Below are 15921 nucleotides of genomic sequence, written 5' to 3'. Positions count from 1 at the left end.
GCGCCCCGAGTCCACATCCGGACTCGGGGCGCTTCGTCGTTCCGTCTCAGGACCTCATGCCGTCAGGAAGGCCTGGAGGGAGCGGGTCAGGGTGTCGGCGAAGCGCTCGCGCACCGGCTCGGGGACGCGGTCGAGGGAGAGGTACGGATTGAGGTCCTCCAGCTCGACGAGGAGCAGCTCGCCCTCGGGGGTGCGGCAGGCGTCGACGCGCTGGATGCCGTGGTCGAGGGTGTTCCAGTCGACGAAGCGGCGGGCGAAGGCGAGGTCGTCGGCGCTCGGTTCGTACGGCTCCAGGACCCAGCGGCGCTCGGGGTCGGGGGCGTACAGGGCGTACTGGAAGAGGTCGTCGACGAAGTAGAAGGAGACCTCGTACCGGAAGTGGACGCGTGGCTGGACGAGGAGTTCGCCGTACGGGAGGGCGGCGAGCTCCTCGTGCGCCACGAAGCGCAGGCCTATGGAGTCCGCCCCGGCCTTGGGCTTGACCGCGTACTCCGTGGCCTCCGGCAGCCGGTGGAGGTCCTCGGGGCGGTCGGCGGTGGGGATGACGGGGTACCCGGCGGCGGTGAGGTCGAGCAGGTACTGCTTGCCGGCCATGTCGCCGCGCCCGTGGAGGGGGTTGTAGACGCGGGTGCCGAGGGCCAGGGCGCGCTCGCGGAAGGCCTCGTACTCCTTCTGGTAGCCGAGGACCGGGCCGCTGTTGCGGACGACGACGGCGTCGAAGTCCTCCATGAGCGCGGCGGCGTCGAGCGGGTGGCAGAGGGCGAGGTCGAAGTCGGCGCGCAGCCGGGCGGTGAGGTGGATGTCCTCGTCGCAGTAGCGCCGCCCCTTGGCCGGGTAGGCCAGGTCGGTCACGTAGAGCAGGCGGGGGCGGTCGGCGGGCACGGGCGGCTCCCTCGGTTCGGTGACGGCCAACCTATCGAGGGGGCCTTCTCCGGGCTCCGGGAGATCTCCCCACCGTTCTAGTTGCGTGCGCGCACGATCGCTGTCACAGTTGGTGCAGCGGCGGAGCTGCGCCCGCAGGACGGGACGCGGCTCCGCCGTCCGCCGTCCGGGTGCGCTGCCGCGCCCCGCCCCCCTCCCGCCGGAGCGCCCCCGGGCGGCACCCCGTCCCGCCATCCCTCCCCTGTCCCGAGGAGAACCGTCATGACCACTCCCCCGAGTGCGTTCCCGGACGTCGAGAAGCTGGTCGTCGACGTCCTCAAGGCCGACCCCGCCCTGGCCGGCGCGACCATCGCGGTCAACGCGCCGGCCGGCTTCGACGGCACGCAGAACGCGGTCCTGGTGAACCGCCGCGGCGGCGCCTGGATCGGCGACCTGCACGTCGACATGCCGCTGATCGAGTTCGAGGTGTACGGGCCGACCAAGAACGCGGCCCACCTCCTCGCCAACGCGGCCCGGCGGTGCCTGCTCGCCACCATCGGCAAGCAGATCGGCGCCAACAACGTCGTCCACGACGTGGAGGAGCAGGACGGGCCGCGCTGGCTGCCCGACTACCTCTACCGGGGCGCCAACCGCTACCTCTGCGTCATCCGCCTCTCCCTGAGCGTCTTCTAGCCGCTCGCACCACCGAGCGCCTTCCGGCCGCTCGGCCCCTTGAGCGTCCCCGAGCCATCCCGGCTCCCCGACGGACGCCCACCCCACAGACCAGGCCTCGCCGTCCGGCGGGGCCTTTGCCGTACCCGGACCGATGCCGGGGCGGTCACACCCCTCTCAACACAAGGAGAAACACCACCATGGCTGGAAACAACTCCGCCGAGATCCGCGTCGCAGGTACCGGCAAGCTCTACGTGGCCGACGCCGGCACGACCGCCCCGGCCACCTTCGGTACCGACACCGCCGTCGACTGGTCCGGTGCGGGCTGGAAGGACCTGGGCTTCACCACCGGCGACGGCGTCACGTTCTCGAAGAAGGACAAGCTGGAGGCCATCGACTCGTGGCAGTCGGTCTCCCCGGTCCACTACATCTACTCGGCCCGTGACCTCTCGCTGAAGTTCTCGATGCTCCAGTTCAACGAGGACACGCTGCCGTTCTTCATGGGCGGCGGCGCCGTCAAGGCGGAGCCGACCCCGGCGGTCGACACCTACCGCTACGAGATCGCCGAGCGTCCGTTCGCCGACGTGCGCGCCCTCGGCCTGGAGTTCACCGACGTGAAGGCCGGTGGCACGACCGCCGTCACGTACCGCTTCATCATCCCGCGCGGCCAGGTCACCGCCTCCGACGACATCAAGCTGGCCCGCAAGGCGGCCTCCCAGCTGGGTGTCACCTTCTCCGCCATGTCGAAGGGCGACGGCAAGCCGCTGGCGACCTTCCTCATGAAGGACAGCCAGTACTCCGCGACTGTCTGATCCCTTCCCCAGGGGCGGGACGGCACACCGCCGTCCCGCCCCACCCCTCCCTCCTTCTTCTTCCCGTCACCCGAAACAAGGAGTACGCATCACCATGGCCCGTTTCGACGTCAACGCTGCCCGCGCCCAGCGACAGGAGGCCCACGGCCGCGCCTGGTCCTTCGAGCTGGACGGCGAGAGCTACACCCTTCCCACCGAACTCAGCCGCGCGACCGCCAAGGCGCTGCGCAAGCTCGACGACAACGACGTGGACGGCCTGCTCGCGCTCCTGATGGGTGAGAAGCAGTTCAACCGCTTCGAGCAGCACGAGATCACGATGCAGGACATCGCCGCCATCCTGGAGGCCTACGGCAAGGAGACCGGGCTCGGCCTGGGGGAAGACTGAGCCTCGTCGAGTTCGTCGAAGAACACGCCGAGGCCATTGAGGCGGACTTCATCCGCTACTACGGGGTCGACATCCTCGACTGGCACCGCGAGGAACTCTCCAGCAGGCGGGTCCTCGCGCTGATCAAGCATCTGCCGCGGGACAGCGCCCTCCAGCGCGAGCTCCACGGCGAGGCCGCCGAGTGGTCGATCACCGACCACCTCCTCGCGGCGACGGTCGACCATCTGGCCGTCGCGAACTGGATGTTCCAGTGCGTCAACGCGTCCGAGGAGGGCGACCAGCCCGATCCGCCGAAGCCCGTGCCCCGTCCGGGCGTCAAGGACGAGGACGAGGGCGACGGCGAGGAGGCCGGAGGACAGGACGAGCGCTCCCCCGGAGCGGAGACCCCCGAGATCTCCCCAGGACAGCTCGCCCGGTTCTTCGGCTGAAGCCGGCGAGCCACACCCCCGCAGCCCCCGGAGTCCGTTCCCGTCAGGGGGCGGACTCCGGGGGCGCTTCCTGTGCTCGCTGGGAGCCCAGCTCCTCCTCAAGGGCCCTGGCCCGTTCGGACAGCGGGCGCCGCTTGCCCGCGCGCGTCTCCGCTCCGGCGGACTCGGCGGTTCGGCGCTCGCTGCCGGTCGTGGCCTGCACGGGTACGCCGGCCAGCGGCGGGACTATCGGGCGCCCGCCCTTGCCGCGGACGACCTTCCGTACCGGCTGGGCATTCCTGCGGGTACGGCTCTCCTGGGCGGTGACGAGGACGTCCGACTCCGATCCGGGCTCCTTCTGGTGCTCGGGCTCGGGTTCGGGATCCGGCACGGGAGCGAGAGCGGCGGGCTCGGGCTCCGGCTCGGACCGCTGGTCGAACAACTCGCGTTCCCTGCGTACGCGTTCCTCGGCCTCGACGACGGCGGCCGGCGGTTCGAGGAGACGGGCGAAGGGCAGCGCGATGACCCGGGCACCGTCCTGTCCGCCGTCCACCCGGCGCTGGGGACGGCGGATTCCACGCGCGTCACTCTGCCCCTGCGCGTAGGCGTCCGCGACACGCTTCTCGTACTCCCGGCGTATGCGCGGGAGTTCGTCCGACACGGCCTCGGCCCAGCCGGAGGTGAAGGCGGCCGTCTCACGGCGGTCCACCTCGCTCCGGAGGATCACGACGAGGTCCTCGGGGGCGTACCCATGGATGTGCACGAGCTCGGAGAGGCGTGCGAAGAGGTGGGGCAGATCGGGGTGGGTCGCAAGCCAATCGACGACTCGCTCCCGTCGGCTCGCTCCCGGCTCCGTGTCCATGCGTCAGTACTGCCTTCCAGCCCCCTGGGGTCCCCGCGCGCCCCTCGCGCCCCTCGCACCCCCCGGAGTGGTCGGGTCCGAGGAACGCGTCCTCCAGGTTACCCGGTCGAACAGAAGCTCCGATCAGCCGCCAACCCGTTCGGGTATCAAGCCAAAAGACACGCCGTCAGACGTTTCCCGCTCGACAAACCTCGAACAGATGTCCCACACTCTGTTCGCACAGTAGTTCGAACATGTGGTGCCCCCGCTCCTCACTCCGCGGCGCCGCCACACACGCACGGGCAAGCAACCGGAAGGCAGGCGTCTATGACTCAGCAGGCCGAGGCATCGCGACCGCACATCCCGCTCCAGGACCGCCTCCGCCAGCTCCTCGAAGGACCCGCCGCCCTCGACAAGAGAGCGTTGCTCGGCAGCCTGTACGCCGAGGTCTCCCGCTGCGAGACCGTCGCCTACACGGCGGGCTGGAACGACGCACTCGCGACGGCGCGCCGCGGATCCCGCCGGGACGAGGACGCCTAGCCGCCCCCGCTGCCCCAGACGAACGAGCCCCTGCCGACTTCCTTACGGCGGGGGCTTTTCGGCGCTTGGCCGTCACCGGCCGGAAGCGGAGCAACTCATGGCAGAAACAGACATCCCCAACCTGATCGCCGACCTCAAGATCACCGTGGTCCAGGGACACATACGCCAGATCCTCGAGCACAGCAGCGTGATGCGGGCACTGGGGGACCTGGCGACCGTCCCCGGCACCCTGGCATTCCTCAAGGAGAAGATCGAGGACATCCACAAGGAGGTCGTGAAGGCCCCGATCACCGAATGGCTCGAGGCCGCCGGTCTCGACGGCATCGCCGCCGGCGTCGAGAAGATCGCCGAAGGAACGGACTGGAAGACCTACCTCCCTTACTTCGCCTTCGCGATCGGGGGCTTCCTCCTCCCTCTGCTCGGCATCATGTTCCTGGCCAACTTCAAGGAGTGGCAGCGGAACACCCAGCAGTGGATCGCCAGGGTGATCCTCCGTCGCGGCGACAATCCGAACATCATCGCCATGTCCGACAACGGTCGCAGGCCCGACATCCTGCCCCGTGCACACGTCGAGGGTCGGGAGGGCGCCGCCGGTCAGGCCGTCCTGACCAACCCGCCGGCCGCCTCGACGTTCGACGAGCTGAAGCAGGCGCTCGGCCAGATCAACCGGCGGATCATCAACTTCAACAAGGCCGTCGCCAAGATGAAGAGCGCCTCCGCGCTCAAGAAACTGGCCGCCGGGGTCGAGGCGGTGACCAAGGCGACCGACGCGGCCAAGCCCACGGAGATCGAGACGCTCGCCAAGGCCATCGACAAGCTCGGTGACGCCCAGGACAAGTTCGACCCGAAGAAGCTGCCCAAGGCCCGCGGCCTCGCGTCCGCCGCGACGGAGGCCGAGCGGCTCGCCAAGGCAGGGGACGCCGTGAAGTTGGCGTTCGACAACCTCAAGGCCGCGGCCCAGGCGGCCGAACGAGTCATCGCGGCCAGCTGACCCCACCACACCACGAAAGGAGGTACACCCATGTCTCTCGTCAGTTCCATGAAGAAGGCGTCCGACTCCCTGCGCAACCTCAAGACGCAGGCGTCCGGCGCCGGCACCTCGGTCAAGAAGGTCGGCGACGCCGGCAAGTCGGCCTCGGGCCAGCTCAAGACGCTGCGTACCAACGCCCAGGGCTCCACCACTCAGCTCAAGAACCTCAAGACCGCCTCGGACCAGGCCGAGCGCTCCATGAAGAAGGCCGGCGACACCGCTCAGTCGGCCGGCGGAAAGCTCTCCAAGTACGAGTCGGGCGCCGGCAAGGCGGCCAAGGGCCAGGACAAGCTCAACAGGTCCATGAAGGGCAACATCCTCGCCCGGCTCCTCGAACTCTTCATGCCTCTCATCGAGAAGATCGTCGAGATGGCGATGCGCTCGAAGACGATGCAGACGGTCATGAAGAAGGCGTTCGACGCCATCAAGACCGTCATCAGCTCCGTCATGAAGGCCATCGGGCCGATCATGAAGAAGGCCGGCGACCTGATCAAGACGGTCTGGAACGGCATCAAGAAGGCCGTCTCCACCGTCGTCAAGGCCGTCGCGACCGTCATCAAGACCTACGTGAAGATCTGGAAGACGGTCATCACCACGGTGATGAACGCGATCAAGTCGGTCATCAGCGCGGTCTGGAAGGGCATCAAAGCCGTCATCGTGCCGGTCGTCGACTGGATCAAGTCGGCGATCCCGAAGGCGTTCACCGCCGTCAAGGACAAGATGTCGTCCATCTGGAACGGCCTCAAGGACATCGCGTCCCGGGCGTTCGACGGCATCAAGAGCGGTGTGAAGGGCCCGATCAACGCCGTCATCGGCCTCATCAACTCGATGATCGGCAGCCTCAACCGGGTCAAGGTCAGCGTCCCCGGCTGGGTCCCGGTCGTCGGCGGCAAGACCTTCGGCGTCAACATCCCGACGATCCCCATGCTCGCCACCGGTGGTGTCGTCATGCCCCGCACCGGCGGTGTCCCGGCGATCCTCGCCGAGGCCGGCGAGGCCGAGGCCGTCCTCCCGCTCTCCAAGCTGGACCGGCTGCTCGCCCAGACCGCACGGCGCGCCCGCATGGCGCAGGGCGGTCAGCAGGGCGCGGGCGCCGGTACCGGGCTGCACATCGAGCACTACCACGCGGCCCGGAACAGTGACCCGCACTCCACCGCCGCAGCGCTCATGTACCTCGTGAAGGCGCGTGGAGCACGCGCATGAGTGCCGTGGCCATCGGCGGCGGCATACGTAACCCCTTCCGGGGGGCCGCCCCGTCAATGGGCTCCCTGAAACGGGGGCTCGGCCAGGCGGGCGACTCCCTACGGCGGTTCACCCAGGACGTCCGGCGCGCGGACGGCGGCGTCAGCAGCGTCGCGACCGCGATCCGCAACGCCGGAACCGCCGTACGCACCCTCGGCCAGAACGCCTCAGGCGCCGCCACCGCCATGACCAGGATCCGCCGGTCCACCGCCCCCGCGGGTGTCAAGCGGATCGGCGCCGCGGCGGGCAAGGCCCGTACGGCCGCGGGCAAGATCGGCACCGGCGCCGGCGCGATCCTCTCCCTTCTGCTGCCGTTGCTCCCCATCACCGACGTCATCGCCGGCCTGATGGGCACCTTCGGCACCGTCATGACCGTCGCCTCCATCGCCATGACCGCCGTCAACGTCGCCATGCGGGCCAATCCGCTCGGCTTCGTCGTCGGCATCCTCGTCCCCGTAGCGGCGTACCTCATCGAACTGGCCCTCAACTCCGAGACCGGCCAGCGGATCATGAAGCAGGTCTTCCAGCAGACGCTGAAGGGCTTCCAGGCGGTCTGGAAGTTCATCCAGCCGTTCATGAAGCTCCTCGGCCAGGCCGTGGGCACCTACTTCAAGGCGTACCTGACCGTCTTCAGGACCGGCCTCAAGGTCGTCGGATCGGCCATCGGCGGGATCTCCAGGCTCGGTTCCGCCGTCCGTTCCGCCTGGAACGCGCTGAGCGGCATCGCCTCCCGCACCATCGGCGGCATCAAGAGCGCCGTACGGCCGGTCACCGACTGGATCACCGACAAGATCCCCGGCTTCTTCCGGACCGCCAAGGACGCGGTGAGCAAGGCCCTGGGTGGCATCGGCGATCTGATCAAGGGCGCTCTGAGCGCCGTCATCGGGGTCGTCAAGGGACCGATCAACGGCCTCATCGCCTTCGTCAACTGGATCATCGACGGGCTCAACAAGCTGAGCTTCGAAATCCCCCTCACCGACAAGAAGTTCGGCGTCGAACTCGACAAGCTCCCCATGCTCGCCGAGGGCGGCATCGTCTCCCCCGGCAGCGCCGAGGACTACCGCATCGACTCGCTCTCCCAGCTGGAGAACCGTCGCGTCCCGGCCCTCACCGAGCCGCTCCCGCGGCCGCACCGCATCCGGGACTTCCACGAGGAGCCCGGCGCCGGTCCCCGGTCGACCGCCGAGGACCTGCTGTTCCTCGCGACCGCCGCCCGCTGACGCCCGCGCATCAGCCCGCGCCCGTCCGCCCACCGCCGACCCCATCCCAAGTGAGGTGACGGCCCCATGGCCGAGACCACGACCCCGTACGCCGGAAACTCCTACACCGCCGACCTCGCGCCCGGCTCGCTCATCACCCAGGACGGGCAGATGCAGTGGGCCGGGCTCCTCATCGGCCCCGGCACCCCCTTCGCCGTCGACAAGTCCGGCCTGTCGGGCTGGGAGGACCTGCCCGAGTACGACTCCGCCGACGCCGACCGTCCCACCTCCCACGGCGCCTGGCCGGGCGCCCGGTACGCCAAGCCGCGCAAGGTCGGCGGCACGATCGTGCTGATGCCGGAGTACGGCGGCACCGCAGGGGCCGTCCGCGCCCTGCGGCAGTCGCTCGCCCTCCTCGACGAGGAGCGCTGGCTCACCGTCCGGCTGCACGGCGAACTGCTCGCCGTCCGCGCCCGGATCGCGCAGCGCGTGGTCCCCGCCGACCAGGGCTACGCCACCCAGGGCAGCTCCCGCATGTCCGTCCAGTGGCTGGCCACCGACCCGCGCCGGTACGTCGTCAACGAGCAGATCGCCACGACCACTCCCCCGCAGCCGGAGTCGGGGCTCAACTGGCCGCTGACCTGGCCGCTCTCCTGGGGCCAGGCCAAGAGCACCGGTGACGCCGTCGTCGAGAACACCGGTTCGGCCCCGGTCCACCCGGTCATCGTCTTCCGCGGCCCGTGCTCCATGCCGACCGTCACCGAGCGGGTCAGCAGGCGCCGACTGCGGTACGCGATCGACCTGACCGCCGGCGACGAACTCGTCGTCGACACGCGCGCGGGCACGGTCATGCTCAACAACTCCGCCTCCCGCCTGCACACCGCGATGGCCGACTCCACCCCGGAGGAGCTGTTCGTGCTCGACCCCGGTCGCACCGACCTGTCCTTCCGGCCCGAGGAGGGCACCGCGGACGCGCTGATGACCGTGCGCTGGCGCAGCGCCGAGTGGTGACCGGGACGCGCTGACCGTCCGCCGCCGGCCGCCCTCGGGCGCCGGCGGTCGGCGGTTCCTCCCCACCGACCACCCCGACCCGACCCCTTTCGGAGAGGTGACCCCATGACCGTACGCGCCGCTTGGCTCCAGCCCACCGGCCAGACCCGCGAGGACACCCGCCTGACCCTCGCCGCCCTGCTCACCCCCAGCGGCCAGAGTGCCGACGAGACCCCGCTGCGCTCGCGGGCGGGCATCGTGCCGGGCGGCTTCGTCCTGACCGGCAGCACGCCCATGCAGGCCACCATCGGCACCGGTCGCGCGATCGTCCAGGGCAACGACACCACCCAGGGCGCCTACCTCGTCGCCGCCACCGCGCCGGAGAGCTTCACGCTCGCGGACGGAGACCCGCAGTACGACCGGATCGACCTGATCGAACTGGCCGTCGTGGACGACCTCTACGACAAGACGGGCTCCACCGAGGCGGTCATCCGACTGGTCAAGGGCACCCCCGAGGCCACCCCCACCGCCCCCCAGCCCGAGGCGGGCAGCACGATCCCGCTCTACACGATCAAGGTCCCGAAGGGCACCTCGGCCGGCACCGGCGGCATCGCCTGGGCCACCGCCGTCACCACCCTGCACTGGCCGGTCGTCGCGCTCGGCGGCATCCTGCCCACCAGCGGCTTCAAGGGCGCCTACGTCGGCCAGTACCGGGACTCGGCGAGCCTCCTCCAGCGCTGGGACGGCACGACCTGGGTCTCGTACCCCAAGGCGATCGGCGGCATCGCCCCGAGCACCACGACCAACGGCGCCTACACCGGCCAGTACCGGGACAACGGCGGCGGACTGCAGCGCTGGAACGGTTCTGCCTGGCAGTACGTCGAGGGCGCCTCGACCGTGCTGTTCGCGGCGACGCAGTGGCTGACCGCTCAGCAACAGAGCGTCGCCCCCAACACCTGGACCGTGCTCAACCTGCCCACCGTGGAGGTCGACGACGCCGCCGCCTGGACCTCGAACACCACCTACGTCGTGCCGCGCACCGGCTGGTGGCGGGTCAACGCCCACGCCACCTGGGCCAATGAGTCCCAGACCGGCATGCGCGGCGCCCGAGTCGTGGTCGCCGGAGTCGGACAGTCCCGGCTGACCTGGCTCACCCCCGCCGGCAACGGCGCCATCTCCGTGGGCGGCAGCGGAATCGTCAGGCTCGTCGCCGGCGAGACCCTCCAGCTCGCCGGCTTCCACAACCACACGGCGGCGATCAAGACCCTCGGCGGCTCTGGCTACGCCTGCAGCCTGTCCGCCGAGTGGGTCAGGTCCTGACGCCCCCGACCGCTGAACCGTCCCCCGACTCTTCGAACGGAGAAACCCCATGAACCTGCGCAGCAGCTGGGTCACCGAAACCGGCCAGACCCGCGAGGACACCCGGCTCACCCAGACCGGCGTCACCACCATGACCAACCCCGTCCAGGTCCGCTCCGGCGTCCTGCCCGGCTCGTACGGCGGCCAGTACCGGCTCTCCGGCTTCTGGACCTTCGGCTCCGCCGCCATGTCGGTGACCGTCTCCGAGGGCCGGGCCGTCATCCAGGGCGAGATCTCCCAGGGCGTCTTCCCCGTGACGCTGCCGGCCTCCGAGGTCGTGACCTTCGCGCCGGGCAACGCCACGTACAGCCGCATCGACCTGCTCGTCCTGAGGATCTACGACAAGCTCTACGACGGCGGGACGCGCACCGAGGCCACGATCGAGATCGTCCAGGGCGCCGCCGAGCAGTCCCCGAAGGCCCCGGTCGTCCCGCCGCGCTGCCTCCCGCTGTACGAGGTGACCGTCCCCGCCGGTGCCAGCGCGGGCAACGGCGGCATCCCCTGGGCCAGCTCGCTCAAGGACCTGCGCACCCCGGTCGTCGCCCTCGGCGGCATCCTCCCGGTCGAGGGCGCGGTCCTGCCGGGCGCCTACCCGGGCCAGTACCAGGACGCGGGCGGCGCGCTCCAGCGCTGGGACGGCGGCGCCTGGGTGTCGTACCCGTCGGCTCTCGGCAGCATCATCCCGAACTCCGCGTCCAGCACCCCGGCCAGCTACACGGGCCAGTACCGCGACTCGACGAGCGGCCGGCTCCAGCGCTGGGACGGCACCACGTGGGTCCCGGTCGTGGCGGGCCCGTACTTCGTCGACAACCGCGACTACGGCGACACCACGTCGACCGCGTACACCTCGACCCTCGCGGGCCGCATCACCAATCCGCTCGCGCTCAACTTCGTCGCCCCGCCGTCGAGGGCGGTCGTCATCAGCTTCGGCGCCAAGCTGCGGTCGACGAACCCCGACTTCTACGCGTACATGGCGCTCAAGCTCACCCAGGGCGCCACGGTCATCAGCGACCTCGAGGACGACTACGCGACGGTCGTCGCCAGCAAGCACATGGTCTCGGCGTCCAGCACGTACCGCCAGTCGGGCCTGACCGCGGGCGCGACGTACACGCTCACGGCCTTCTTCCGGATCTCCGCCACCACCCCCGCTCTCACGGGCGGCTTCGACAACACCTTCATCAAGGTCGACCCGCTGCCGTAGTCCCGATCCACCCACCCGACAGGAGAAAACCATGGCACTGCGCAGCGGCTGGCTTCCGCCGACCGGGCAGACCCGTGTCACCACCCGCCTCACCGCCCACGGCGCCACCACCCCGGCCAATCCGCTCGCCTCGCGCTCCGGCATCCTGCCCGGCACGATCGACGGCAAGTTCCGCGTCGGCGGCCTCTGGATGGCCTCCAGCGGGCCGATGAGCGCGACCGTCTACGCCGGGCGCGCCGTCATCCAGGGCCCGAACAACCAGGGCGCCTACCCCGTCACCCTCGATTCGGACACCGTCCTCACCTTCGGCGACGGCGACCCGATCAACCCGCGCATCGACCTCGTCGTCCTGCGCGTGTACGACGACGAGTTCGACAACCTGACCAGGAGCGAAGCCGCCCTGGAGATCATCAAGGGCGAGCCGAAGGCAGTGCCGACCGCCCCGGACGCGCCGCCGCTCTCCCTCCCCCTCTTCTCCGTCAAGGTGGACAAGTCGGCCTCGGCCGGCACCGGCGGCATCATCTGGACGGGCGGGACCGTCACCGACCTGCGCACCACCCTCGTCGGCGTGGGCGGCATCCTGCCCGTCTACAACAACGCCGGTGTGCCGGGCTCCTACCCGGGCCAGTACCAGGACAACGACAACGCCCACTACCTCCAGCGGTGGGACGGCAACGGCTGGGTCGCCTACCCCAAGGAAGTCGGCGGCGTCGCCCCCAGCGGTGTGCTCTCCGTCGGCAGCTACACCGGCCAGTTCCGCGACAACAACGGCACCCTCCAGCGCTGGAACGGCACCTCCTGGGCCAACTACCAGGCGCCGGTGGAGGTGGAGACCACCACCAGCGGCGTGACCCCGCTGACCGGCTGGACGGTGGTGGCCTTCGCCGCCCGCCGCTCCCGGGGCCTCGCGACCGTCCTCGTCACCGTCACCCGCAACGGCGCCACCGTCAACGCCGAGAGCGCCGGCAACATCACCGACGAGCCGCTGTGCACCCTGCCCTCCGGATGGCGCCCGGCCTTCGACTACGAGGCCTCCGCCTGCGACGGCTTCGGCAGCGGCGGCGCCTACATCTCGGCCGGAGGTCAGATCAACCTGCGCACCTGGTCGTCCAACGGCGCCCTCGTCGCGGGCCGGAACATCCGCATCTCCGCGACCTACGTCCTGTAAGGGGGCTGTCCCATGGCACTCGACACGCCCTACCGGGCCATCTTCTGCGACCTCTGGTCCGACACGACCATCGACATCCTGCCGCTGCGGGACGTCTCGTTCGAGGACTACATCGGCCGGGCCGGCTCCCTGTCCGGCACCGTCCCGATCCCCGACCGCACCATCGCCGAGCGGGCCCACAAGATCAAGCCGGGCCGCACCACGGTCTACCTGGAGCGCGGCGGAGACCTGTGGTGGGGCGGCATCGTCTGGACCACCAACCTGCAGTCAAGTGACCGAGGCGTGGTGACCCTGGGCATCCAGGCCTCCACCTTCGACTCGTACGCGGCCCGGCGCCGCATCCGTACGGACCGGTTCGAGACCCAGTTCACCCAGCCGACCGACCAGTTCGTCATCGCCCGCAGCCTCTGGTCGGAGCTGTCGGACGGACTGGGCGGCAGCAAGATCGAGGTCGGTGACTTCGAGGAGAAGTCCGACGTCCTGCGGACGGCGTCCTGGCGGGACGGCGACGAGACCGTCTACCAGGAGGCCCTCGACCAGCTCGGTGCCCAGGAGGACGGCTTCGAGTACCAGATCCTCGTCTACCGCGATCCGGGCGACGGCAGGCGGATCCGCCAGCTCCGGCTCGGCAAGCCCATCCGCACCGGCGCCACCGACATGGTCTTCGACCGGCCCGGCACGATCCTGTCGTACTCCCTTCCGGACGACGCCACCCGCGGCGGGACCGAGGCCCTGGCCCGCGGCGCCTCGACCAACAGCAACGCCGGCGCCGAGTCCCGGCCGACTCTGTCCGACCTCGCCCGGCCGACGAAGCCGCTCCCGGACCTCTGGCCACGGCTCGACCTGTCCTCGGACCACAACGACATCAGCGACAAGGCCACGCTGAACTCGCTCGCCCAGGCGGCGGTCGACGCGGCGTCCGGGTCCGTGCAGATCCCCGAGATCAGCATCCGGCTCGGCGGGATCGTCCCCCCGGCGCTCCTCGGCCGCACCGCGCGCATCCGCATCACCGACGAGTGGCACCCGACGGGCTTCGACTCCCGTTATCGCATCGTCGGCGTGAAGGTCCGGCCGGCCGAGCGAGGCCGCCCCGACACCGCCGAACTCGCACTTGAGGAGGGCTGATGGCCCTGCTGCCCGAGGACATCATCGACCGGCTGATCCAGATGGAGCGCCGGATCCAGGCCCTGTCCACAGCGGTCAACACCCGTCCTCCTCTCAACGAGATCCGTCCCGACCCGAACGCCCCCAAGACCAACAAGCCGGTCCTGCGGGTCTTCGACGACTACAACCACGAGCTCTTCGCGGACGACATCGCGACCGGCGGCCTCGCCAGGCCGTGGCTGCAGCTGATGCCGCCGGTGGACCACCTGAAGGAAGCGAAGTGGCCGTCCACCACGAGCACGACCTTCACCGCCATCGCCCAGTCCTTCAATCCGGTCTGGCAGCCCAAGATGCGGCTGTCGATGTACACGAAGGTGTCCAGCGGCGCGACGGGCCAGGTGCAGGTCATGGTGGACGGCGTGCAGTTCGGCCCGACCGTCGCCGCCGGCCAGACCTTCGACTACACGGGTCTGCTGCCGTTCGCCGACTTCGCGAGCAAGTTCGGCAAGGTCATGACCGTCGAGATCCACGCCAGGATCGCCAGTGGCACCGGCACGGTCTACGCCCAGCCCGTCGGCATGTACGGCACCCAGACCTGACCGCCCGACCACCGCGGCCGACGAGGCCATCGAGGAGCACACCATGAACATCGACCCCACCCAGCCCTGGGGCGTGGCCATCGACTACGCCGGCCGCGCCTCCGTCATCGAGAACGGCCACACCCTCTCCGTACGCGTCTACGACTCCGGTCTCGGCTACGCCCTGGAGCTGGACCCGATCACCGGCCAGTACCCGTCGGTGTACGTCAGCGCGGAGTTCTCCAGGACCGGAACGGGTGACGCCATCCTGCGCGGCTACGGCATGGCCGTCGTCGAGGCGAGGGACGGCGTCCCCGCCGTGGCCGACCCGACCGCCGTCCAGCGGGCCGTCACCGCCGCGCTCGCCGACTTCGAGACCCGCCGGGCGGCCTACGCCTCGCTCTGCGCCACCTGGGCCCCGGCCCCGGAACCCGAGCCGGCCCCGGAGCCCGCGCCGGCCCCGTAAGCCCCGGCACACCGAGGGCGCCCCGCCCCACGCAATGCCTCATGCCCCACCCGTACGCCCGCCCCGCGCCCCCACGGCCGGGGCTCTCGCATGTCTGGAGGACAACCGATGGCCACTCCCCTCCCCGCAGACCGGTTCGTCGCCGCGCTCCGCGCCGAAGGCGTCACCGTCGTCGAACACCCCGGCTGGCGCACCCACAACCGCAACCACGCCGGCACCTGGGGCCCCGTGGTGGGCGTCATGATCCACCACACCGTCTCCACCGGCACCGCCTCCTCCGTGGAGATGTGCTTCAACGGCTACGAGGGCCTCCCCGGCCCCCTCTGCCACGGCGTGATCGCCAAGGACGGCACCGTCCACCTCGTCGGCAGCGGCCGCGCCAACCACGCCGGCGGCGGCGACCCTTCCGTCCTCCAGGCCGTCGTCACCGAGACGTACGGCGTCCGGCCGCCCGCCCCGCGCGAGCACCAGGGCAGCTCCAACGCCGTCGACGGCAACGCCCGCTTCTACGGCTTCGAGTGCGTCAACCTCGGCAACGGCACCGACCCCTGGCCGGCCGCCCAGCTCGACGCCATCGAGCGGGTCTCCGCCGCCCTCTGCCGGGCCCACGAATGGGGCGCCAAGTCCGTCATCGGCCACCTGGAGTGGTCCGACTGGAAGAGCGACCCCAAGGGCTTCGCCATGCCGGGCCTGCGCGACCGGGTGCAGAACCGGCTCGCCGCGGCCCCCGTCAAGAACCCCCCGGCCGCCAAGCCCACCCCCGGGAACCCGGCCTCCGGCAAGCCCGCCGCCCCCCGCTACCAGCCCTTCCCGGGCACCTCGTTCTTCCGCAAGGAGACGAGCTCCCCGATCATCACGGCGATGGGCCGCCGGCTCGTCGCCGAGGGCTGCTCCGCGTACACCGTCGGCCCCGGCCCCCGCTGGAGCGAGGCCGACCGGCGCAGCTACGCCAAGTGGCAGCACAAGCTCGGCTTCCGCGGCTCCGACGCCGACGGCATGCCCGGCGCCGCCTCCTGGAGCGCGCTGAAGGTCCCGTACACGAAGTAGCCCCGCACGAGAGGAGACC

At 70.5% G+C, this 15921-nt stretch carries 19 protein-coding genes; 16 read left to right on the top strand and 3 right to left on the bottom strand.

All coding sequences use genetic code 11. From position 1 onward, the window contains the following. Nucleotides 1-54 precede the first annotated feature (54 nt). Complete coding sequence (locus OG361_RS24020; RefSeq protein ID WP_405856679.1) at nt 55-882, bottom strand: hypothetical protein; 828 nt, start codon at nt 880-882, stop codon at nt 55-57. A gap of 261 nt (nt 883-1143) precedes the next feature. On the opposite strand from OG361_RS24020, the gene OG361_RS24015 reads away from it, so the two are divergent. The 3 genes from OG361_RS24015 (at nt 1144) to OG361_RS24005 (ending at nt 2730) form a co-directional block, all read left to right on the top strand. Beyond that, nucleotides 1144-1554 carry a hypothetical protein gene (locus OG361_RS24015; RefSeq protein WP_405856677.1) on the top strand — a complete coding sequence of 137 codons (411 nt, stop codon included), beginning with the start codon at nt 1144-1146 and terminating at the stop codon, nt 1552-1554. Nucleotides 1555-1733: 179 nt separating this feature from the next. Further along, on the top strand, nt 1734-2345 hold the full coding sequence (locus tag OG361_RS24010) for a phage tail protein (RefSeq protein ID WP_384560121.1): 612 nt from the start codon (nt 1734-1736) through the stop codon (nt 2343-2345). Between the two features lie 94 nt (nt 2346-2439). After that, the gene (locus tag OG361_RS24005) at nt 2440-2730 is read left to right on the top strand and encodes a hypothetical protein (RefSeq protein WP_384560120.1); all 291 of its coding nucleotides are present in this window, start codon (nt 2440-2442) and stop codon (nt 2728-2730) included. Here the strand turns inward: OG361_RS24005 and OG361_RS24000 are convergent. Continuing rightward, nucleotides 2691-2954, bottom strand: coding sequence for a hypothetical protein (locus OG361_RS24000; RefSeq protein ID WP_405856675.1), 264 nt, complete (start codon nt 2952-2954; stop codon nt 2691-2693). The genes OG361_RS24005 and OG361_RS24000 overlap by 40 nt on opposite strands. 18 nt (nt 2955-2972) lie before the next feature. Here OG361_RS24000 and OG361_RS23995 point away from each other — a divergent pair, with 18 nt between their 5' ends. Beyond that, on the top strand, nt 2973-3158 hold the full coding sequence (locus tag OG361_RS23995) for a hypothetical protein (protein WP_405856673.1): 186 nt from the start codon (nt 2973-2975) through the stop codon (nt 3156-3158). Nucleotides 3159-3201: 43 nt separating this feature from the next. Here OG361_RS23995 and OG361_RS23990 read toward each other — a convergent pair whose 3' ends face one another. Then, nucleotides 3202-3999: a hypothetical protein gene (locus OG361_RS23990; protein ID WP_405856671.1), complete on the bottom strand. Its 798-nt coding sequence runs from the start codon at nt 3997-3999 to the stop codon at nt 3202-3204. A 306-nt stretch (nt 4000-4305) separates the two neighbouring features. On the opposite strand from OG361_RS23990, the gene OG361_RS23985 reads away from it, so the two are divergent. From OG361_RS23985 to OG361_RS23930, 12 genes are all read left to right on the top strand, one after another. Further along, nucleotides 4306-4518, top strand: coding sequence for a hypothetical protein (locus OG361_RS23985; RefSeq protein WP_405856669.1), 213 nt, complete (start codon nt 4306-4308; stop codon nt 4516-4518). A 97-nt stretch (nt 4519-4615) separates the two neighbouring features. Then, nucleotides 4616-5509, top strand: a complete 894-nt coding sequence (locus tag OG361_RS23980) for a hypothetical protein (RefSeq protein ID WP_405856667.1) — start codon at nt 4616-4618, stop codon at nt 5507-5509. A gap of 30 nt (nt 5510-5539) precedes the next feature. Next, nucleotides 5540-6751 carry a phage tail protein gene (locus OG361_RS23975; RefSeq protein WP_405856665.1) on the top strand — a complete coding sequence of 404 codons (1212 nt, stop codon included), beginning with the start codon at nt 5540-5542 and terminating at the stop codon, nt 6749-6751. Next, a complete protein-coding gene (locus tag OG361_RS23970) occupies nt 6748-8010 on the top strand; it encodes a tape-measure protein (protein WP_405856663.1) in 1263 nt (420 codons plus the stop codon). Before OG361_RS23975 ends, OG361_RS23970 begins: the two co-directional genes overlap by 4 nt. Nucleotides 8011-8076: 66 nt before the next feature. Next, nucleotides 8077-9000 carry a phage distal tail protein gene (locus OG361_RS23965; RefSeq protein WP_405856661.1) on the top strand — a complete coding sequence of 308 codons (924 nt, stop codon included), beginning with the start codon at nt 8077-8079 and terminating at the stop codon, nt 8998-9000. 105 nt (nt 9001-9105) lie between these two features. Continuing rightward, nucleotides 9106-10299: a hypothetical protein gene (locus OG361_RS23960; RefSeq protein WP_405856659.1), complete on the top strand. Its 1194-nt coding sequence runs from the start codon at nt 9106-9108 to the stop codon at nt 10297-10299. A gap of 49 nt (nt 10300-10348) precedes the next feature. Continuing rightward, nucleotides 10349-11539 (top strand): hypothetical protein, encoded by a 1191-nt coding sequence (locus OG361_RS23955; RefSeq protein WP_405856657.1) that lies wholly within the window; start codon nt 10349-10351, stop codon nt 11537-11539. Between the two features lie 31 nt (nt 11540-11570). Further along, on the top strand, nt 11571-12707 hold the full coding sequence (locus tag OG361_RS23950) for a hypothetical protein (protein ID WP_405856655.1): 1137 nt from the start codon (nt 11571-11573) through the stop codon (nt 12705-12707). A 12-nt stretch (nt 12708-12719) separates the two neighbouring features. After that, nucleotides 12720-13832: a hypothetical protein gene (locus OG361_RS23945; RefSeq protein WP_405856653.1), complete on the top strand. Its 1113-nt coding sequence runs from the start codon at nt 12720-12722 to the stop codon at nt 13830-13832. After that, complete coding sequence (locus tag OG361_RS23940) at nt 13832-14410, top strand: hypothetical protein (RefSeq protein ID WP_405856651.1); 579 nt, start codon at nt 13832-13834, stop codon at nt 14408-14410. Before OG361_RS23945 ends, OG361_RS23940 begins: the two co-directional genes overlap by 1 nt. Nucleotides 14411-14453: 43 nt before the next feature. Further along, the gene (locus OG361_RS23935) at nt 14454-14855 is read left to right on the top strand and encodes an ATP-binding protein (RefSeq protein WP_405856649.1); all 402 of its coding nucleotides are present in this window, start codon (nt 14454-14456) and stop codon (nt 14853-14855) included. Between the two features lie 108 nt (nt 14856-14963). Next, entirely contained in the window at nt 14964-15902 is a 939-nt protein-coding gene (locus OG361_RS23930; RefSeq protein ID WP_405856647.1) for a peptidoglycan-binding protein, read from the top strand. The last annotated feature ends 19 nt before the right edge of the window (nt 15903-15921 follow it).

This window comes from Streptomyces sp. NBC_00090 (assembly GCF_045160815.1).
In the GTDB taxonomy this organism is placed as follows: Bacteria; Actinomycetota; Actinomycetes; order Streptomycetales; family Streptomycetaceae; genus Streptomyces.
Note: the sequence above shows the minus strand (reverse complement) of the source record. Positions and strands in the feature narration are given on the sequence as shown.